At 54.5% G+C, this 19,318-nt stretch carries 17 protein-coding genes; 12 read left to right on the top strand and 5 right to left on the bottom strand.

From position 1 onward, the window contains the following. Positions 1-2: 2 nt before the first annotated feature. From murD to lpxC, 9 genes are all read left to right on the top strand, one after another. The gene (murD, locus tag EPIR_RS13800) at positions 3-1,319 is read left to right on the top strand and encodes a UDP-N-acetylmuramoyl-L-alanine--D-glutamate ligase (RefSeq protein WP_023656063.1); all 1,317 of its coding nucleotides are present in this window, start codon (positions 3-5) and stop codon (positions 1,317-1,319) included. Beyond that, entirely contained in the window at positions 1,319-2,527 is a 1,209-nt protein-coding gene (gene ftsW / locus EPIR_RS13795; RefSeq protein WP_023656062.1) for a cell division protein FtsW, read from the top strand. Before murD ends, ftsW begins: the two co-directional genes overlap by 1 nt. A gap of 3 nt (positions 2,528-2,530) precedes the next feature. After that, complete coding sequence (murG, locus tag EPIR_RS13790; RefSeq protein WP_023656061.1) at positions 2,531-3,589, top strand: undecaprenyldiphospho-muramoylpentapeptide beta-N-acetylglucosaminyltransferase; 1,059 nt, start codon at positions 2,531-2,533, stop codon at positions 3,587-3,589. A gap of 73 nt (positions 3,590-3,662) precedes the next feature. After that, positions 3,663-5,138, top strand: a complete 1,476-nt coding sequence (gene murC / locus EPIR_RS13785; RefSeq protein WP_023656060.1) for a UDP-N-acetylmuramate--L-alanine ligase — start codon at positions 3,663-3,665, stop codon at positions 5,136-5,138. Then, positions 5,131-6,051, top strand: coding sequence for a D-alanine--D-alanine ligase (locus EPIR_RS13780; protein WP_023656059.1), 921 nt, complete (start codon positions 5,131-5,133; stop codon positions 6,049-6,051). The genes murC and EPIR_RS13780 overlap by 8 nt, the downstream gene beginning before the upstream one ends. A 1-nt stretch (position 6,052) precedes the next feature. Next, on the top strand, positions 6,053-6,889 hold the full coding sequence (gene ftsQ, locus EPIR_RS13775; protein WP_023656058.1) for a cell division protein FtsQ: 837 nt from the start codon (positions 6,053-6,055) through the stop codon (positions 6,887-6,889). Then, a complete protein-coding gene (gene ftsA, locus EPIR_RS13770) occupies positions 6,889-8,145 on the top strand; it encodes a cell division protein FtsA (RefSeq protein ID WP_023656057.1) in 1,257 nt (418 codons plus the stop codon). The genes ftsQ and ftsA overlap by 1 nt, the downstream gene beginning before the upstream one ends. Positions 8,146-8,217: 72 nt before the next feature. Continuing rightward, positions 8,218-9,372, top strand: a complete 1,155-nt coding sequence (gene ftsZ, locus EPIR_RS13765) for a cell division protein FtsZ (protein ID WP_012440508.1) — start codon at positions 8,218-8,220, stop codon at positions 9,370-9,372. A gap of 100 nt (positions 9,373-9,472) precedes the next feature. Beyond that, a complete protein-coding gene (gene lpxC, locus EPIR_RS13760; protein ID WP_023656056.1) occupies positions 9,473-10,390 on the top strand; it encodes a UDP-3-O-acyl-N-acetylglucosamine deacetylase in 918 nt (305 codons plus the stop codon). A gap of 7 nt (positions 10,391-10,397) precedes the next feature. Here the strand turns inward: lpxC and EPIR_RS13755 are convergent, their stop codons facing one another. Continuing rightward, a complete protein-coding gene (locus EPIR_RS13755) occupies positions 10,398-10,913 on the bottom strand; it encodes a DUF721 domain-containing protein (protein WP_023656055.1) in 516 nt (171 codons plus the stop codon). 22 nt (positions 10,914-10,935) lie between these two features. On the opposite strand from EPIR_RS13755, the gene secM reads away from it, so the two are divergent. Both secM and secA read left to right on the top strand, forming a co-directional pair. Then, a complete protein-coding gene (gene secM, locus EPIR_RS13750) occupies positions 10,936-11,439 on the top strand; it encodes a secA translation cis-regulator SecM (RefSeq protein ID WP_023656054.1) in 504 nt (167 codons plus the stop codon). Positions 11,440-11,511: 72 nt separating this feature from the next. Beyond that, complete coding sequence (secA, locus tag EPIR_RS13745) at positions 11,512-14,217, top strand: preprotein translocase subunit SecA (protein WP_023656053.1); 2,706 nt, start codon at positions 11,512-11,514, stop codon at positions 14,215-14,217. 533 nt (positions 14,218-14,750) lie between these two features. Here the strand turns inward: secA and gbpA are convergent. Beyond that, positions 14,751-16,202, bottom strand: a complete 1,452-nt coding sequence (gene gbpA / locus EPIR_RS13740; protein WP_023656051.1) for an N-acetylglucosamine-binding protein GbpA — start codon at positions 16,200-16,202, stop codon at positions 14,751-14,753. A gap of 307 nt (positions 16,203-16,509) precedes the next feature. Between gbpA and gspS the strand changes: the two genes are divergently transcribed. Then, entirely contained in the window at positions 16,510-16,890 is a 381-nt protein-coding gene (gene gspS, locus EPIR_RS13735) for a type II secretion system pilot lipoprotein GspS (protein ID WP_023656050.1), read from the top strand. Positions 16,891-17,016: 126 nt separating this feature from the next. Here the strand turns inward: gspS and EPIR_RS13730 are convergent, their stop codons facing one another. Genes EPIR_RS13730 through gspL form a run of 3 tightly spaced genes read right to left on the bottom strand, consistent with a single transcriptional unit; the run spans position 17,017 to position 19,317 of the window. Beyond that, positions 17,017-17,805 (bottom strand): prepilin peptidase, encoded by a 789-nt coding sequence (locus EPIR_RS13730; protein WP_023656049.1) that lies wholly within the window; start codon positions 17,803-17,805, stop codon positions 17,017-17,019. Continuing rightward, on the bottom strand, positions 17,795-18,253 hold the full coding sequence (locus EPIR_RS13725; protein ID WP_023656048.1) for a type II secretion system protein outM: 459 nt from the start codon (positions 18,251-18,253) through the stop codon (positions 17,795-17,797). Before EPIR_RS13725 ends, EPIR_RS13730 begins: the two co-directional genes overlap by 11 nt. After that, complete coding sequence (gene gspL, locus EPIR_RS13720; protein WP_023656047.1) at positions 18,250-19,317, bottom strand: type II secretion system protein GspL; 1,068 nt, start codon at positions 19,315-19,317, stop codon at positions 18,250-18,252. Before gspL ends, EPIR_RS13725 begins: the two co-directional genes overlap by 4 nt. Position 19,318 lies beyond the last annotated feature (1 nt).

The raw sequence follows: 19,318 nt of genomic DNA, 5'->3' as shown, positions 1-19,318 counted from the left end.
TTATGGCTGACTATCAGGGTAAAAAAGTGGTCATTATCGGGTTGGGGCTGACCGGCCTCTCCTGTGTTGATTTCTTTATCGCGCGCGGCGTTGTGCCACGCGTGATAGATACCCGTGTCGTGCCGCCGGGGCTGGAAAAGCTGCCGAAAAACGTTGAGCGCTGGCTGGGGTCGATGAATGATAACTGGCTGCTGGATGCCGATCTGATCGTTGCCAGCCCCGGCGTGGCGCTGGCGCATCCTTCGCTGCTGGCTGCGGCGCAGGCCGGAGTGGAAATCATTGGCGATGTGGAGCTGTTTTGTCGCGAAGCGCAGGCACCGATTGTGGCGATCACCGGTTCCAACGGCAAAAGCACCGTGACAACGCTGGTCGGCGAGATGGCAAAAGCCGCAGGATGGCAGGTTGGCGTAGGTGGCAATATCGGCCTGCCTGCACTGACGCTGTTGCAGCAACCCGCCCAGCTTTACGTGCTGGAACTGTCGAGCTTCCAGCTGGAAACCACTACCAGCCTGAAAGCGGCTGCGGCGACCCTCCTCAATGTCAGCGAGGATCATATGGATCGCTACCCGCTGGGGATGCAGCAGTATCGCGCGGCCAAGCTGCGTATCTATGAAAACGCCACGGCCTGTGTGGTGAATGCCGATGATGCGATGACCATGCCGGTGCGCGGCGCGGATAAGCGCTGCGTCAGCTTTGGTGCCGACGTTGGCGATTATCACCTTACGCACCAGCAGGGCAGTACCTGGCTGCGCGTGCAGGGCGAAAAAGTACTGAATACGGACGAGATGCACCTGGTCGGTCAGCATAATTATACTAACGCGCTGGCAGCGTTGGCGCTGGCGGATGCCGTTGGCCTGCCGCGCGCCTCCAGCCTGAAGGCGTTAACCACCTTCAACGGTTTACCGCACCGCTTCCAGCTGGTGCATGAACATAATGGCGTGCGCTGGATTAACGATTCCAAAGCCACGAACGTTGGCAGCACCGAAGCGGCGCTTAATGGTTTGCATCCATCCGGCATCTTGTGGCTGCTGCTGGGCGGGGACGGCAAGTCGGCAGATTTCACGCCGCTCACCCGTTACTTGCAGGGTGAGCGTATCCGGATTTACTGCTTCGGCCGAGATGCTGCTGAGCTTGCGGCGTTGCGACCGGAGATAGCGGTGCAGACGGAGACAATGGCTGAAGCGGTGCAGCAGATTGCCGCACGGGTACAGTCGGGCGACCTGGTGCTGTTGTCGCCAGCCTGTGCCAGCCTCGACCAGTTTAAGAATTTCGAACAGCGCGGCGATCTGTTTGCCCAAATGGCGCGGGAGGCTGGCTGATGCGTATACCGGGTCTCAGTCTTGCCGGTGGGATTTCAGAACGCCTGAAATCCTGGGTCATGGGCTCGCGTGAAAGTGATACCAGCTCGATGGTGCTGTACGACCGTACGCTGCTGTGGTTGACGTTCGGTCTGGCGATCATTGGTTTTGTTATGGTGACATCGGCATCGATGCCGGTGGGGCAGCGCTTATCCGCCGACCCGTTCTATTTTGCCAAGCGCGATGCGTTCTACCTGCTATTGGCGCTCGGCATGGCGCTGGTGACGCTGCGTGTCCCCATGGATTTCTGGCAGCGCTACAGCAATGTCATGCTGATGGCGACGGTGGTGATGCTGCTGGTGGTGCTGGTAGTGGGTAGCTCGGTCAACGGGGCATCGCGCTGGATTGCGTTAGGCCCGCTACGTATTCAGCCTGCTGAGCTTTCTAAGCTGTCGCTGTTCTGTTACCTCGCCAGCTATCTGGTGCGCAAAGTTGAAGAGGTGCGCAACAATTTCTGGGGCTTCTGTAAGCCGATGGGTGTGATGGTGGTGCTGGCGGTATTGCTGCTGGCACAGCCCGACCTCGGTACGGTGGTGGTGCTGTTTGTCACCACGCTGGCCATGCTGTTCCTCGCAGGGGCTAAGCTATGGCAGTTTATGGCGATCATCGGCTCCGGGATTTTCGCCGTTTGCCTGCTGATTGTGGCTGAACCTTATCGTATGCGTCGCGTGACCTCTTTCTGGAATCCGTGGGAAGATCCGTTCGGCAGCGGTTACCAGTTGACGCAGTCACTGATGGCCTTTGGGCGCGGTGAATTGTGGGGGCAGGGGCTGGGTAACTCGGTGCAAAAGCTGGAGTATCTGCCGGAAGCGCATACCGATTTTATCTTCTCGATTATCGGTGAAGAACTGGGTTATATCGGTGTGGTTTTAGCGTTGTTAATGGTATTCTTCGTCGCTTTTCGTGCGATGTCCATCGGGCGACGCGCATTGGAGCTTGACCAGCGATTTTCCGGGTTTCTTGCCTGTTCAATTGGCGTCTGGTTTAGCTTCCAGGCACTGGTTAATGTCGGTGCCGCAGCGGGCATGTTACCGACCAAAGGTCTGACGTTGCCGCTGATCAGTTACGGTGGGTCGAGTCTGATTATTATGTCGACCGCTATCGTATTTTTGTTACGTATAGATTATGAAACGCGCCTGGCAAAAGCCCAGGCGTTTACGCGAGGATAGTCGATGAGTGGAAAGCGACTGATGGTGATGGCTGGCGGAACCGGTGGGCACGTTTTCCCCGGTCTGGCGGTAGCACACCATCTGATGGCGCAGGGCTGGCAGGTGCGCTGGCTTGGAACCGCTGATCGTATGGAAGCGGATTTAGTGCCGAAACACGGTATCGACATTGAATTTATCCGCATCAGCGGGCTGCGCGGTAAAGGTATCAAAGCATTACTGGCGGCACCGCTGCGTATTTTTAACGCCTGGCGACAGGCGCGCGCCATTATGAAAGCCTGGAAGCCGGATGTGGTGCTGGGCATGGGTGGTTATGTTTCCGGCCCTGGTGGTCTGGCTGCGTGGAGCTGCGGTATTCCGGTGGTGCTGCATGAACAAAACGGCATTGCTGGCTTAACCAACAGATGGCTGGCAAAGATTGCGACGAAAGTGATGCAGGCCTTTCCCGGCGCGTTTGCCGATGCAGAAGTGGTCGGTAATCCGGTGCGTACCGATGTGCTGGCGCTACCGTTACCGTCCGTGCGTTTGAGCGGGCGTGAAGGCCCGACCAGAGTATTGGTGATCGGCGGAAGTCAGGGCGCACGCGTGCTGAACCAAACTATGCCCCAGGTGGCGGCGAAGCTGGGTGACGGCATCAGCCTGTGGCATCAGGTTGGCAAGGGGGCGCTGGAAGAGGTGAATTCGGACTACATCAAGGTGAACCAGATGCAACATCGGGTGTCGGAATTCATCGACGATATGGCAAGCGCCTACGCCTGGGCTGATGTGGTGGTGTGCCGATCGGGTGCGCTGACCGTCAGCGAAGTGGCCGCAGCCGGCCTGCCGGCCATTTTTGTGCCATTCCAGCACAAGGATCGTCAGCAGTACTGGAATGCCCTGCCGCTGGAGCAGGCCGGAGCTGCTGTTATTTACGAACAGCCGCAGTTTACCGCCGATGCGGTTGCTGCGATGCTGGCTGGCTGGGATCGTGCAACGCTACTGGCGATGGCTGAAAAAGCCCGCGCGGTGGCGATCCCGGACGCAACAGAGCGCGTTGCTGCTGAAGTCAGCAAGGCCGCGCGCTAAAGATACTTTACGCGGGGCGGAGAAGTCCGCCCCGGAATGAAAAGGTGTGGTAACACACCGGCAGGCAGAAGAGATGAATACACAACAACTGGCAAAACTGCGTTCTATCGTGCCCGAGATGCGTCGCGTCCGGCACATCCATTTTGTTGGCATCGGTGGTGCTGGCATGGGCGGTATTGCCGAAGTGTTGGCCAATGAAGGTTATGAGATCAGCGGTTCGGACCTGGCGCCTAACGCGGTCACCCAGCATTTGAGCGCGCTGGGCGCAACAATCTATTTTAACCATCGCCCGGAAAACGTCAGTGATGCCAGCGTGGTGGTGGTTTCCACCGCCGTCTCACAGGACAACCCGGAAGTGGTTGCCGCACGTGAAGCGCGTATCCCGGTGATCCGCCGTGCGGAGATGCTGGCCGAACTGATGCGCTTTCGTCACGGTATTGCCGTTGCCGGGACGCATGGCAAAACCACCACCACCGCGATGGTGTCGAGTATTTACGCTGAAGGTGGCCTCGATCCCACTTTTGTGAACGGTGGCCTGGTGAAAGCGGCTGGCACCCATGCACGCCTGGGAAGCAGCCGTTATTTGATTGCTGAAGCCGATGAGAGCGACGCGTCGTTCCTGCATTTGCAGCCGATGGTGGCGATTGTCACCAATATCGAAGCCGATCATATGGATACTTACCAGGGCGACTTTGAAAATTTAAAGCAAACCTTTATTAATTTTTTACACAATTTGCCGTTTTACGGGCGCGCCGTGCTGTGTGTTGATGATGCGGTGATCCGCGAGCTGATCCCACGCGTAGGACGTCAGATTACCACTTACGGCTTTAGTGAAGATGCCGATGTGCGCGTTGAAAACTATCAGCAGCGCGGCGCGCAGGGGCATTTTACCTTGGTACGCCATGAAAAGCCGCTGATGCAGGTGACGCTTAATGCGCCAGGCCGCCACAACGCGCTGAATGCGGCGGCAGCGGTGGCGGTGGCCACCGAAGAGAACATTGACGATGAAGACATTCTCAATGCGCTGGAGAGCTTCCAGGGAACCGGGCGGCGCTTTGATTTCCTCGGCGAATACCCGCTGGAGCAGGTGAACGGCAGCGCGGGGACGGCGATGCTGGTCGATGATTACGGCCATCATCCAACGGAAGTTGACGTCACCATCAAAGCGGCGCGTGCGGGCTGGCCGGATAAAAATCTGGTGATGATTTTCCAGCCGCATCGCTATACCCGTACGCGCGATCTGTATGACGATTTCGCCAACGTGCTGTCGCAGGTCGACGTGCTGCTGATGCTGGATGTCTATTCCGCCGGTGAGACGCCGATACCGGGCGCTGACAGTCGCGCGCTGTGCCGCACCATTCGTGGTCGCGGCAAAGTGGACCCGATTCTGGTCTCCGACCACGAGGCAGTGCTGGAAATGCTGCTGCCAAAGCTAACCGGCAACGATCTGATTTTGGTACAGGGTGCTGGAAACGTAGGGCGTATTGCCCGCAGCCTCGCCGATGTTAAATTGCAGTTACAGACGAATAATGAGGAACATCATGGCTGAGAAAGTAGCGGTATTGCTGGGTGGAACCTCCGCAGAGCGTGACGTTTCGCTGTTATCGGGTGCCGCAGTCCTGAAAGGGCTACAGGAAGCCGGAATTGACGCACATGCGATAGATATTCGTGATTATCCGGTGATGCGTCTTAAAGAGGAGGGCTTTGGGAAAGCCTTTATCGCGCTACACGGACGCGGTGGTGAAGATGGTACCTTGCAGGGCGTGCTGGAGTTTCTCGACATCCCCTATACCGGCAGCGGCGTGATGGCTTCTGCCATCACGATGGACAAACTGCGCAGCAAATATCTGTGGCAGGGCTGTGGGCTACCGGTGTCTCCCTTTGTGGCGCTTAACCGTGATCAGATGGATGCGGGCCTGGACACGCAGCTGATGGCAGATATCAGCGCGCTGGGATTACCTCTGTTCGTTAAACCCAGCCGTGAAGGCTCCAGCGTCGGGATCTCACGCGTTAACCAGGCATCTGAGTTGCAGGCTGCACTGGTGGAAGCATTCCGCCATGACGACGAAGTGCTGGTGGAAGCGTTTCTCAGCGGCCCCGAATACACCGTGGGCGTGATCGGCACGGACATTCTGCCATCCATCCGTATTCAAAGCGCCAGTGAATTCTATGACTACGATGCCAAGTACCTGTCTGATGAAACGCAATATTTCTGTCCGTCAGGGTTGAGCGCCGGGCAGGAAACGGAACTGCGCGAACTGACTATCGCCGCCTGGCGTGCGCTGGGTTGCAGCGGCTGGGGGCGTGTTGATGTGATGATGGGCGCAGATGGCCATTTTTACCTGCTGGAGGTCAATACTTCCCCGGGGATGACCAGCCATAGCCTGGTGCCAATGGCGGCAAAACAGGCCGGCATGAGTTTTTCACAGCTGGTAGCACGCATTCTGGAACTGGCTGACTAATATGTCTCAGGCAGCTCTGAATGTCCGTCAACGTGAGGCGCAGGAAAAAGCGCGCACCGGGCGCAGCAACGGTTCACGTCTTGCCGGTATTGTTTTCCTGCTGATGGTGATCGGCGTGATGCTGGTGGGCGGGTTTGCGGTCATGAAGTGGATGAATGATGCCTCACGGTTGCCGCTATCGAAGCTGGTGGTCACCGGACAGAAGCACTTCACCACCAATGACGACATTCGTCGGGCTATTTTATCGCTTGGCGAGCCGGGCACATTTATGTCGCAGGATGTCAATATCATCCAGATGCAGATAGAGCGGCTGTCGTGGATTAAGCAGGTCAGTGTACGCAAGCAGTGGCCGGATGAATTAAAAATTCATCTGGTGGAGTATGTTCCGGTGGCGCGTTGGAATGATGTCCATATGGTCGATGCGGACGGTAAATCGTTCAGCGTTCCCACCAACCATATCGGCAAAGAGAGTATGCCGATGTTGTATGGGCCTGAGGGCAGTGAGTCGGAAGTGCTGGCTGGCTACCGTCAGATGAGCGACGCGTTGGCGGTCAGTAAATTGAAAGTGAAAGCGGCATCCATGACCGCGCGGCGTTCATGGCAGCTGGTGTTAGAGGACGATACCCGTCTGGAGTTAGGGCGTAGTGACGATATGAAGCGGCTTCAGCGCTTTATCGACCTGTTCCCAACCCTGCAACAGCAGGCGCAGACTGAGAATAAACGTGTTACCTATGTAGACCTGCGTTACGACTCTGGCGCGGCAGTAGGATGGAAAACGGCTCCCGTGGCGGCGGCTGACGGTAATCAGCAACAGAATCAGGCACAGGTTAAACAATAATGATCAAGGCGACGGACAGAAAACTGGTAGTTGGACTCGAGATAGGCACTGCAAAGGTTGCCGTCCTGGTAGGGGAGGTCTTGCCTGATGGTATGGTCAATATCATTGGGGCAGGGAGCTGCCCGTCACGCGGTATGGATAAAGGCGGCGTCAACGATCTGGAATCGGTAGTGAAATGCGTACAGCGCGCCATCGATCAGGCAGAACTGATGGCGGACTGCCAGATTTCCTCGGTCTACCTTGCATTATCTGGCAAACATATCAGTTGCCAGAACGAAATAGGGATGGTTCCTATTTCCGAAGAAGAAGTAACCCAGGAAGATGTGGAAAACGTGGTGCACACGGCTAAGTCCGTGCGTGTGCGTGATGAGCACCGTATCCTCCATGTGATCCCGCAGGAATATGCGATTGATTACCAGGAAGGGATTAAAAATCCGGTCGGCTTATCCGGCGTGCGTATGCAGGCGAAAGTACACCTGATCACCTGTCATAACGACATGGCGAAAAACATCGTTAAAGCGGTAGAACGCTGTGGTCTGAAGGTGGACCAATTGATTTTTGCCGGTCTGGCATCTAGCTTTGCCGTGCTGACTGAAGACGAGCGTGAGCTGGGCGTCTGCGTGGTCGATATCGGTGGCGGTACAATGGATATGGCGGTCTATACCGGTGGTGCTCTGCGTCACAGTAAGGTGATCCCGTATGCGGGTAACGTCGTAACCAGCGATATCGCCTACGCTTTTGGTACACCACCCACTGATGCTGAAGCGATCAAAGTGCGTCATGGCTGTGCGCTCGGTTCTATCGTCGGTAAAGATGAAAATGTGGAAGTCCCCAGCGTGGGGGGGCGTCCTCCGCGAAGCCTGCAGCGACAGACGCTAGCTGAAGTGATTGAGCCACGCTACGCCGAACTGCTGAATCTGGTCAACGACGAGATCCTTCAGCTACAGGAGCAGTTGCGCCAGCAGGGCGTTAAGCATCACCTCGCGGCCGGTATCGTTTTAACCGGCGGCGCGGCGCAGATTGAAGGGCTGGCAGCTTGCGCCCAGCGGGTATTCCACACCCAGGTGCGTATCGGGCAGCCGCTGAATATTACCGGATTAACGGATTACGCGCAGGAGCCTTATTACTCCACGGCGGTCGGCTTACTGCATTACGGAAAAGAGTCTCACCTCAATGGTGAGGCCGATATAGAAAAGAGAGCCTCAGTGGGCAATTGGTTTAAGAAAATCAACAGCTGGTTGAGAAAAGAGTTTTAATTTTTACCAAAGGGGATCATGCTAGGTATGTTGAGCGATCTCCAGGCGAACGGCACATAACGGAGAGAAATTATGTTTGAACCAATGGAACTAACCAATGACGCGGTGATTAAAGTCATCGGCGTCGGCGGCGGCGGCGGTAACGCTGTAGAGCATATGGTGCGTGAACGTATCGAAGGCGTTGAGTTCTTCGCGGTAAACACAGATGCTCAGGCGCTGCGCAAAACCGCAGTGGGCCAGACAATCCAGATCGGTAATGGTATCACCAAAGGTCTTGGCGCAGGGGCGAACCCGGAAGTGGGCCGCAACTCGGCTGAAGAAGACCGTGAAGCACTGCGTCAGGCGCTGGAAGGCGCAGACATGGTGTTTATCGCCGCAGGCATGGGCGGTGGTACTGGTACTGGTGCAGCACCGGTGGTGGCAGAAGTCGCCAAAGATCTTGGCATCCTGACGGTTGCGGTGGTGACTAAGCCCTTCAATTTCGAAGGCAAAAAGCGCATGGCGTTTGCTGAACAGGGTATTGCCGAGCTGTCTAAGCACGTCGATTCGCTGATCACCATTCCTAACGATAAGCTGCTCAAAGTGCTGGGCCGCGGAATTTCCCTGCTGGACGCATTTGGCGCGGCGAATGACGTGCTGAAAGGCGCTGTGCAGGGTATCGCCGAACTGATTACCCGCCCGGGCCTGATGAACGTCGACTTTGCTGACGTGCGCACCGTGATGTCCGAAATGGGCTATGCGATGATGGGTTCTGGTGTGGCATGCGGCGAAGACCGTGCGGAAGAAGCGGCTGAAATGGCCATCTCCAGCCCGTTACTGGAAGATATCGATCTCTCCGGCGCGCGTGGTGTGCTGGTTAACATCACCGCTGGTTTCGATCTGCGTCTGGATGAGTTCGAAACCGTGGGTAACACTATCCGTGCATTCGCCTCGGACAACGCCACGGTGGTGATCGGCACCTCTCTGGACCCAGAGATGAACGATGAGCTGCGCGTGACCGTTGTTGCTACCGGTATCGGCATGGATAAGCGCCCAGAAATTACCCTGGTGACAAACAAACAGCCTGCTCAGCCTGTGATGGATCATCGTTACCAACAGCACGGGATGTCACCGCTGCCGCAGGAACAGAAGCCCGCAGCGAAAGTGGTGAATGAACCGGGCACACAAACGAATAAAGAGCCTGATTATCTGGATATTCCGGCCTTCCTGCGTAAACAGGCAGACTAGGAATTTCCTGAATTGGGATTCTGCGCTCTTTGTGTTAAAATACTTACCCGCCAGTAGCATATGCTGTCGGCAGTATTGCTAATTATTGCGAGATAACGAGATGATCAAACAACGGACATTAAAACGTATTGTTCAGACGACTGGTGTTGGTTTACATACCGGCAAGAAAGTCACGCTGACACTGCGCCCTGCGTCGGCTAATACCGGGGTCATCTATCGCCGCACTGACTTGAATCCCCCGGTTGATTTCCCGGCTGATGCTAAATCCGTGCGTGATACCATGCTGTGTACCTGCCTGGTAAATGAGCATGACGTACGGATTTCGACGGTCGAACACCTGAACGCTGCTCTTGCAGGCCTTGGTATCGATAATATCGTGGTGGAAGTGAACGCGCCTGAAATCCCTATTATGGATGGCAGCGCAGCACCCTTTATTTATCTGCTGATGGATGCAGGCATTGAAGAGCTGAACAGCGCCAAGAAGTTTGTTCGCATTAAGCAGCCTGTCCGGGTTGAAGATGGCGACAAATGGGCAGAGCTTTCGCCGCATAATGGTTTTTCACTGGATTTCACCATTGATTTTAACCACCCGGCGATTGACGCCAGTACGCAGCGCTACCGCATGGACTTCTCTGCAGAAGCCTTTACGCGTCAGATTAGCCGCGCACGTACTTTTGGTTTTATGCGCGATATCGAAGCGTTGCAGTCCCGTGGGCTGGCTCTTGGCGGCAGCTTTGACTGTGCCATCGTAGTGGACGACTACCGCGTGCTGAACGAAGACGGTTTGCGATTTGAAGATGAGTTTGTTCGTCACAAAATGCTGGATGCCATCGGCGACCTGTATATGTGTGGACACAACATCATCGGCGCGTTCACTGCCTTTAAATCGGGCCATGCGCTGAATAACAAACTGTTACAGGCGGTTCTGGCTAAGCAAGAAGCGTGGGAATGGGCAACCTTCGAAGATGAAGCGGCACTGCCGGTCACGTTCAGGGCACCTAATCTGGTTCTGGCATAAGCCGGAACTACTTATTACGACTGGTTGAGCAGGTACTCTCTCCGGCCAGCGAGGCCAGTCGTTCTAAAATCTTTTTCAGTTTTTCCGGACTTTGGCTCGCGACGCCGCGTAAAACTTCTGCACTCTCCTCACTGAGCTGCCTCAACGGCGCTTTTTCTGTTTCTGACGTTCGACTGCTGTTTTCTTGCACGGTTTCCTGACCTTTTGCCGCCAGCGATGGATTTATCCTGATGTCGATTGACGTCAATGATGGTAATATTTGCGCTCGTAAAGCTGACAGCAGACTGGATTGTTCATAGCGTAAGCGCATCAACCAGCTGGCATTGGCCGTTTCGATCACCAGAATCCCCTGACGGAAATTGGCCACGCGGCACCAGGGATGCAGTTGTGAGGGGATCACGCCCTGAACTGCGCGATTCAGCTTGTTCAGCGCAATGGCGCGCTGCTGCACATGTTGCAGTACGCTCTGTTCCTGAGCCTGATCGAAGAAACTTTCAATAGATTGTGGGCGACTATCGCGCATAGATAAGCTCCGGCGGAACACAGTGATCGGTATTCTAAATCGTTGGCGACAATTTGGCAGACGCTATTTATGGCCGCATCTCCTGTTGGGGATGGTCGCGGCGAGCTTTGGTCTGCCTCAGGCGTCAGCTCACGATGGGACTACCTTAGCAGAAACCTCGTCGCGAAGCCTGAATATCGGCAGCGTCACGCGTATTGACCGCCTGGTAATGCTACAGGACAGTGCCCGACGTTCCTCGTTCAGCGTTGACTACTGGCACCAGCATGCTCTGCGCACGGTAATCCGCCATTTATCCTTTTCTCTGACTCCTTCAGTTTCACCGGTAGCCGCAGTCGCCCCGCTCGAAGCACACAAGCTGGCGCTGCTGGATACGTTAAACATACTGCTGACGCATGAAGCCAGACCTCCGGTGATTATTCGCCATACCGCACAACGTCAGGTAAGCTGCTCTCCGCGACACCATATCGCCCTGTGGCTGGCCCAGGTTTGTGGCATCCGCGCCGGACCATCTTCAGTACTCAGTTAACAAAACGCGTCCTATCAAATTAAATACTAAGTGCTTACTGCCTGTGGCAGTGACTGAGAGAAATTATTTACTATGTTAATTAAACTATTGACCAAAATTTTTGGCAGCAGCAATGACCGTACACTGCGCCGTATGCGCAAAGCCGTTGAGCAAATCAATAAAATGGAAGCGGATTTCGTCAAGTTGTCCGACGACGAGCTGAAGGCGAAAACCGTTGAATTCCGTGCGCGTCTTGAGAAAGGCGAAGAGCTGGAAAGCCTGATCCCGGAAGCGTTTGCCACCGTGCGTGAGGCCAGTAAACGCTTATTCGGCATGCGCCATTTCGATGTGCAGCTGTTGGGCGGTATGGTGCTGAACGATCGTTGTATTGCGGAGATGCGCACCGGTGAAGGTAAAACGCTGACCGCCACGCTGCCTGCTTACCTCAATGCGCTGTCGGGCAAAGGGGTTCACGTCGTCACGGTCAATGATTATCTGGCCCAGCGTGATGCTGAAAACAACCGCCCACTGTTTGAGTTCCTCGGCTTGAGCATCGGCATCAACCTGCCGGGCATGCCCGCCCCGGCTAAACGTGAAGCCTATGCGGCAGATATCACCTACGGCACCAACAACGAATACGGTTTTGACTATCTGCGCGATAATATGGCCTTCAGCCCGGAAGAGCGCGTACAGCGTAAGCTGAACTATGCGCTGGTGGATGAGGTCGACTCGATCCTGATCGATGAAGCGCGTACGCCGCTGATCATCTCCGGCCCGGCAGAAGACAGTTCAGAACTGTATATCAAGGTTAACAAAATCATCCCTAACCTGATCCGTCAGGAAAAAGAAGATTCCGACAGCTTCCAGGGAGAAGGCCACTTCTCGGTGGATGAAAAAGCGCGTCAGGTGCATCTCACCGAGCGTGGGCTGGTAGCCGTTGAAGAGCTGATGGTCAGTGAAGGGATCATGGCCGAGGGTGAATCACTCTACTCGCCGGGCAATATCATGATGATGCACCATGTGACCGCCGCACTGCGCGCCCATGTGCTGTTTACCCGTGACGTTGACTACATTGTCAAAGAGGGCGAGGTAATCATCGTTGATGAACACACCGGTCGTACTATGCAGGGGCGCCGCTGGTCTGATGGCCTGCACCAGGCGGTAGAAGCCAAAGAGGGCGTGGACATTCAGAATGAGAACCAGACGCTGGCCTCCATCACCTTCCAGAACTACTTCCGTCTGTATAACAAACTGGCCGGTATGACCGGTACGGCCGATACTGAAGCCTTCGAATTCAGCTCAATTTACAAGCTGGACACCATCGTTATCCCAACTAACCGTCCAATGGTGCGTAAAGACCTGTCGGATTTGGTCTATATGACCGAAATGGAGAAGATCGGTGCCATCATTGAAGACATCCGTGAGCGCACCGCAAACGGTCAGCCGGTGCTGGTCGGTACCATCTCGATTGAGAAATCTGAAGTGGTGTCAAATGAACTGACCCGCGCAGGCATCAAGCATGAAGTGCTTAATGCCAAGTTCCACGCGCGGGAAGCCGATATTGTTTCCCAGGCAGGCCAGCCGGGCGCGGTGACCATCGCCACCAACATGGCGGGGCGCGGGACGGATATTGTGCTGGGCGGTAGCTGGCAGGCAGAGATTGCTGCGCTTGAAGACGCCAGCGCTGAACAGATCGAAGCGATAAAAGCCGCATGGAAAATTCGCCACGATGCGGTACTGGCCTCCGGTGGTTTGCATATCATCGGTACTGAACGCCACGAATCACGCCGTATTGATAATCAGCTGCGTGGCCGTTCAGGTCGCCAGGGTGACAACGGATCTTCACGCTTCTATCTGTCGATGGAAGATGCGCTGATGCGTATTTTCGCCTCGGATCGCGTCACTAATATGATGCGCAAGCTGGGGATGAAGCCAGGCGAAGCGATTGAGCACCCGTGGGTGACCAAAGCGATTGCCAATGCCCAGCGTAAAGTGGAAAGCCGCAACTTTGACATTCGTAAGCAGCTGCTGGAATACGATGACGTAGCAAACGATCAGCGCCGTGCGATCTACTCGCAGCGTAACGAACTGCTGGATGTGTCCGACGTGTCAGAAACCATTGCCAGCATTCGTGAAGACGTCTACAAAACCACCCTCGATAGCTATATTCCACCGCAGTCGATGGAAGAGATGTGGGACATTGCGGGCTTGCAGGAGCGTCTGAGCAATGAGTTCGACCTGACGTTGCCGATTGCCGACTGGCTGGTTGCAGAGCCAAATCTGCATGAAGAGACGCTGCGCGAGCGCATTGTGCAGCATGCACAGGAGCAGTATCAGCATAAAGAAGAAGTGGTTGGCGTGGAGATGATGCGCAACTTCGAGAAGGGCGTGATGTTGCAAACGCTGGATTCGCTGTGGAAAGAGCACCTCGCGGCGATGGATTACCTGCGTCAGGGTATTCACCTGCGCGGCTACGCGCAGAAAGATCCTAAGCAAGAGTACAAGCGTGAATCCTTTGCTATGTTTGCCGCAATGCTTGAGACGCTGAAATATGAAGTGGTCAGCACCCTGAGTAAGGTACAGGTGCGGATGCCGGAAGAAGTCGAGCAGATGGAAGAGCAGCGCCGTCAGGAGTCCGAGCGACTGGCGCAGCAACAGCAGCTGAGCCATGTGGATGCCGACACCGAAGCGGCGCAGTCGCTGGCTGAACAGAGCGGAGAGCGTAAAGTGGGGCGTAACGATCCTTGCCCATGCGGTTCAGGTAAAAAATATAAGCAGTGCCACGGTCGCCTGGCGTAATACCACCGACGTTGCATAAACAGGGACGAGCATGGCTCGTCCCTTTTTTTATCGGAATATGGCTGACAAGCCGCATAACCTCACCAGCCTGATTCACTGCGCATCATCCCGCCCCGTGTTCATTTCGCATCGGTTTTGCCCGGAATTTTTTCATCAGACAGGCTCCCATAATGGGTGCGCTGCGATTGCATTGCCCGTTAAGCGCGCGCCAATCGGTTGCTTTTCAATCCGTTATCAGCAGCAGCTCCTTCGCTTGCAACGGTAAGGCTGCCGGGCGCAGCGCGGTCTGATACGGCAATCAGGGCGAGAAGGTAAGCCAGGCAACGTGCGGAATTGAGCGCGGATAAGCGGGTGTCGTCATAAGACATTCCGCCGTATTGTTGAAATATCCGCTATCAAGGGGCAGGCGGGACGGTAGGCGATCTATGCGGAGGATAAAAAAAATGCCCTGCCAGCATATGCTGACAGGGCGTGGGAACCATCTTATTCAGGCCCGTACTGCGACCAGATGATGATTGAAATTCATGGGTAACTTAGTGAGATTTTTTAGCCGCGCCCACTTCGGTCCATGCATCCTGCCAGTTGGAACCTACGCCTGGCTCATAATGGTTAGCGGATTGAGAATAGATTTTACACCAGCCAGCTACCGCACCGTCTTTACACTGATAGACTTTGCCGTTTTTAGGTTGCAGAACTGTTGTTCCGCCCACGTACTTTCCGATGTCTTTAGGATAGGTAAATTCAGCTTCACTCTCACCACCACCTGCATTTTCTGTCAAGTTGACTTTGAAGGTTTGCTGCTTCATCAGACCTTTCGGCGATTTGCTAATAACCACCAGCGTATGCTCGCCCGGCTTCACTTTTGTTCCCTCGATGGCGAGGTCAAACTTACCGCTTTCGTCAACGATCTGTTGCTTGGAGTCGGCCTGCTTCTGACCTTTAGTATATAAAGAAGCGGTGACTTCCGATTTAGGTGATGAAGTCCCCGTAACGTCGAACGTCACAGTCTGATTATTAATCGGGTACTCTTTTTTAACATCATCGACTTCCAGCTTGGTCTGTATGAGCCCTTCATTGCTCACTACCTCAATTTCAACACCGGTGATTTTGCTGTCTTTTTTAGCATAGATGACGTTGTTGCTGGCAGATGGCGCTACCTCACCCTCGGCATTTTTCACACCGACACGCAGATCTTCTCCATAGTGTTTATTCATTTTTTCTGCCAGCTTTTTAGCCCAGGCATGCGCTTTGCCTTCGGCATCGCTGTTGATCTTCATCGTCATGCTTTCATTAACGTTTTCTTCAGGCATAAATACGCGTGTTGATACGCTGTCACCGGCTTTAAGATCCTGGTACGCTTTAACTTCACCTACCTTGTTTGGCCACGGAGAAACAACGGTGTCTTCGAATTCCACGTCGATCGCTTTATAGAAGCTATTAGCTGTATCAGAAACTTCCCAAGATGAATAAATAACATGATAACCGCTACGTTCCGGCACCACACATTTATGGGTAACATCGGCAGCGTCTGGCAGCTGCTGATTGCCTTCAACGGTACAGAATGGGACTAAATCAAAGGCATCCCGGGTGAGTGGCTTATTAGGATTCCAGTCAGGCTTGGTAATAAAGTATTTCCAGTTCTTCGTTTTATGTAAAGCAGTGAAATGCCAGGAGAAATCATTTTCACCTGAGGTCATTTTATTTTTTTTCCACATTTCAGCTGTTTGAGCGTCAAGATTTGCCCCCAGTGCTTTACCGGTACTGACCAGTTTACCGTCTGGTGGAGTCCCTACCGCAGGGAAGCCTTTAGGTGATTCACCCACGCTTTGCGGTTCATACTGCGCATTAGAACAGAGTTCACCCTTATTCATCCCCAGCTGGCACATGGTGTCACGAGACGGTGGGCTGGAAATATAACCGTGTGCTAAAACACTTCCACTGACTAATAAGGTGGTAATGGCAAGAGCGATTTTGCTAAATTTCATTTTTTTACATATTCCGTGGTTGCTAAAATAAAAAAATCGAGGCCGGGTAATCCGTGCCTTTCGCCGTGACTGCAAAGCGCAGCTAAGCCAGTGAAGAATAGGGGGGAATGAATTGTGGCGGTACTTAATGATGCTTAGAGTACGTTATAATTTTATGTTCCTGATTTGTGGGTGATATTCAATGCGTTGAGTTTTCTGAAGGTCTCTTATTTAAAGGTTTCCTTATAAAGCCTTAAATCAACTTATTAAAACACCAACAAATCCTGACAAAGGTATAATTGCCTCTCTTTTACCTGGTGTGATGATTATGAATATTAAAAACCTGAGTACGACTCTGCTATTGCCGTTGTTAACCTTAATCGGTTGTCAAAGCCACAATAATGGCAAACTTGCCGCTGTCCCGGTAACCAGCCAGTTGGCTCAACTCTCTTCGTTGGTGGCTTCCGCCAGCTGGTTAAAGCAAAACTGTCATCGTGATGATATTCCAGCAGATGCAGTACTAGCGAATAAGGCGCTGGATCTGGCTAAAGAGCGCGGATGGAAGGTTGATCAGAGCTTCCGCCAGCAGCTTGCCCAACAGGTTTCCATTCGGATCGGTGCGTTGGACGCCGATCGGCCATCGCAGTCAGATAAATGCACTGCGCTAAATCAGGCAGCCGTCTCTTTTATCCAGTTCGCGCAAAAATAAACGTAGGGGTTAACGGCGAGCGGCAGTGGTGATGATGAAGCTACAAGGAAGTGGCTTAAAGACAGCGTTATAACTTATGTGTAGGCCCGAATACCAGGCCGCATGGTGGCCTGATATTCAGTATGTTCAGAAAAACGGATAGCCATTCGCGCAGATCAACAGTATCAATCCTGCGGCGCTAAGAAAGGGACCGAAAGGCAGTGGTGTGTTGAGCGAACGCCGGAACAGCAAATGGGCCAACAACACCCAGGTAATGCCGCTAATCGAAGCCAGCAGCAGAAGTACCGGGAGCTGCTGCCAACCCAGCCATGCGCCCAGCGCAGCCAGTAATTTAGCATCCCCCAGCCCCAGAGCATCCTTACCTGACAGCAGGCGATAACCCTGCGCCAGCAGCGCCAGGGTTAAATAACCCGCTATTGCCCCGGTTACAGCCGCAGCCAGACCCGGTTGGGGAAGCCACCCCAACAGACTGGCCGTCAGGCCGATCCACAACAGGGGCATGGTCAGCGCATCGGGCAGTAGTTGATGTTCAGCATCGATTAATACCAACGCCAGTAACAGCCAGCTAAACAACAGTACCGCCAGCAGTAAGATGCCGGGAGGAAACAGCCAGCCGAGCGTCAGCGTCAGCAGTAGCGTGGCTAACTCGGTCAGAGGATAGCGGCACGATATCCGCAGCCGACAATGGCGGCAGCGGCCCCTGAGCAACAGCCAGCTCAATAGCGGAATATTGTCATGCCAGCGCACCGTCGTTTTACACTGCGGGCAGTGTGAAGCCGGTAGCCACAGGTTGAACCCTGGCCGGGCATCCCCACCGATCATCAGCGGCAGACGCCATGTCACCACGTTGAGCAGACTTCCTGTTGCGGCCCCCAGCAAGGCTAACAGCAACCAGTAAAAGCCGCTATCGGTCACGATTGAGTTCCATATGAACCAGTTGCAGTTGAGTCCCTTTCTGTTCCATCAGCAAACGCGATGGCTGTAACGCATAACGCTGCTCCAGTTTCACCAATGAGTTCAGTAACGATGCCAGTGAGACTTGCCCGCTGGCGGCGACCCACTTATCGTTCGAGGGTTGTTGCAGGGTTAAGCCCGGCGGTAACAAGCTATTCAGCTGTGCAAGGTCAGGATTTTTTTCCGGTTGGCGGGCCAGTACCGCCTGCATCCGGCCTTCCAGCTGCTGGATTTGCTGCCATTCGAGCTGGCGTTGTTGCAGTTGGTTCTCCGCCAGCAGCTGCCAGGCAACGGCCTGTTCTCTGACGAAATAGAATCCGGCGACGATGGCGCTAATCAGGCACAATATCAGTAGCCAGCGCTCGCGGGGCTGCCTGTTTTGCCAGCAATTACGCATTTTTTTGTTCATATTTTCCTGCCAATAGTGATGCTGTTATTGCCCTGTCGGGTCAGTTGATAGCCCTCAGGCGTGACCAGCTCGTTATCCGCCGGTATCACTTTGGCGAAGTGTAAGCTCAGCTGCTGGCGTTTAGCATCCCACTCCAGCGTTTGCAGCGGGATTTCTTTGATATTTGAGAGCAGCGCCGAGCATTCTGTCAGTAGCACCAGCAGTCCAGCGGTAGGCTTATGGGTCTCTTTCTGGTGGATATGTGCAAGTAATGCCTGCGCGGGCTTCGCAGGTCGCATCTGTGGAAAATAGTGTTGATAGTGAAGCAGCGTCTGCTCTCTGACCCGATCGGCGGCCAGGTTGAGCTGCCAGGCGTGATAAAGCGGGATCGCCGACAGACAGCATCCGGAGAAAAACAGCGCAACGGTCAGGCTGCGTAAGCTATTACGCCAGTTTACCTCAGGGCTAAAACAACCGTGCAGCAGTGACGGCAGGCTGATTTTTTCAGCTTCTGCCGTTAATCGATCGCGCGTTTCGTGTTCCTCAACGCGTTCGCTAAGCGTTCTGTCGTGGGTCGTCAGCAGCGGCAGATCGGCCACGGCCACGCTCACGCCGCTGAAAGGTTCGGTGCGTGCCAGCCACTGCTCATCGAGGCGAAAAGCCTGGCCATGTGGCAGCATTAATACATCCGGTAGCACGTAGTCTGGGCTGAAGCCACACCGTTTAACGGCATCGATGGCGGCCCGCAGCCTGGCGGGTTCAATGGCCACCAGATGATTCTCCTCTGCGGTACGCGCCAGCACGGTAATGTGTAATGTGTCGACATCGCCGAGCGCGGTTCCCTCCAGCTGCCATTTCAGCGCTTCTGTCGGCATTTTGCCACCGGCTACGCGATAAAACAGACAGTGCTCGGCGGGGATCGCCAGCCATACGCGATCTCGCTTCTCGCCGGGGATCGGCTCTTCCGCGCTGCCGCTGCGATATTCTCCACCGGCGCTGCGATATTCCCAGCACAGTCTGTTGCGTGGCCGTCCGCTAAAATAAAAACAGACTATCCCACTGTTTTTGCGTGTTTTTTTTGCCATC

The sequence above is a fragment of the Erwinia piriflorinigrans CFBP 5888 genome, assembly GCF_001050515.1.
GTDB classification, from domain to species: Bacteria; Pseudomonadota; Gammaproteobacteria; order Enterobacterales; family Enterobacteriaceae; genus Erwinia; species Erwinia piriflorinigrans.
The sequence above is the reverse complement of the archived record's forward strand: the minus strand, read 5'-3'. Positions and strand labels throughout refer to the sequence as shown.

Excerpts from the sequence above, each read along its gene's own strand:
- lpxC (WP_023656056.1), top strand. The coding sequence starts at position 9,473 with ATGATCAAACAACGGACATTAAAACGTATTGTTCAGACGACTGGTGTT.
- ftsZ (WP_012440508.1), top strand. The coding sequence starts at position 8,218 with ATGTTTGAACCAATGGAACTAACCAATGACGCGGTGATTAAAGTCATC.
- murC (WP_023656060.1), top strand. The coding sequence starts at position 3,663 with ATGAATACACAACAACTGGCAAAACTGCGTTCTATCGTGCCCGAGATG.
- gbpA (WP_023656051.1), bottom strand. The coding sequence starts at position 16,202 with ATGAAATTTAGCAAAATCGCTCTTGCCATTACCACCTTATTAGTCAGT.
- murD (WP_023656063.1), top strand. The coding sequence starts at position 3 with ATGGCTGACTATCAGGGTAAAAAAGTGGTCATTATCGGGTTGGGGCTG.
- EPIR_RS13780 (WP_023656059.1), top strand. The coding sequence starts at position 5,131 with ATGGCTGAGAAAGTAGCGGTATTGCTGGGTGGAACCTCCGCAGAGCGT.
- murG (WP_023656061.1), top strand. The coding sequence starts at position 2,531 with ATGAGTGGAAAGCGACTGATGGTGATGGCTGGCGGAACCGGTGGGCAC.
- ftsW (WP_023656062.1), top strand. The coding sequence starts at position 1,319 with ATGCGTATACCGGGTCTCAGTCTTGCCGGTGGGATTTCAGAACGCCTG.
- EPIR_RS13755 (WP_023656055.1), bottom strand. The coding sequence starts at position 10,913 with ATGCGCGATAGTCGCCCACAATCTATTGAAAGTTTCTTCGATCAGGCT.
- gspL (WP_023656047.1), bottom strand. The coding sequence starts at position 19,317 with ATGGCAAAAAAAACACGCAAAAACAGTGGGATAGTCTGTTTTTATTTT.
- ftsA (WP_023656057.1), top strand. The coding sequence starts at position 6,889 with ATGATCAAGGCGACGGACAGAAAACTGGTAGTTGGACTCGAGATAGGC.
- ftsQ (WP_023656058.1), top strand. The coding sequence starts at position 6,053 with ATGTCTCAGGCAGCTCTGAATGTCCGTCAACGTGAGGCGCAGGAAAAA.
- secA (WP_023656053.1), top strand. The coding sequence starts at position 11,512 with ATGTTAATTAAACTATTGACCAAAATTTTTGGCAGCAGCAATGACCGT.
- EPIR_RS13725 (WP_023656048.1), bottom strand. The coding sequence starts at position 18,253 with ATGAACAAAAAAATGCGTAATTGCTGGCAAAACAGGCAGCCCCGCGAG.
- gspS (WP_023656050.1), top strand. The coding sequence starts at position 16,510 with ATGAATATTAAAAACCTGAGTACGACTCTGCTATTGCCGTTGTTAACC.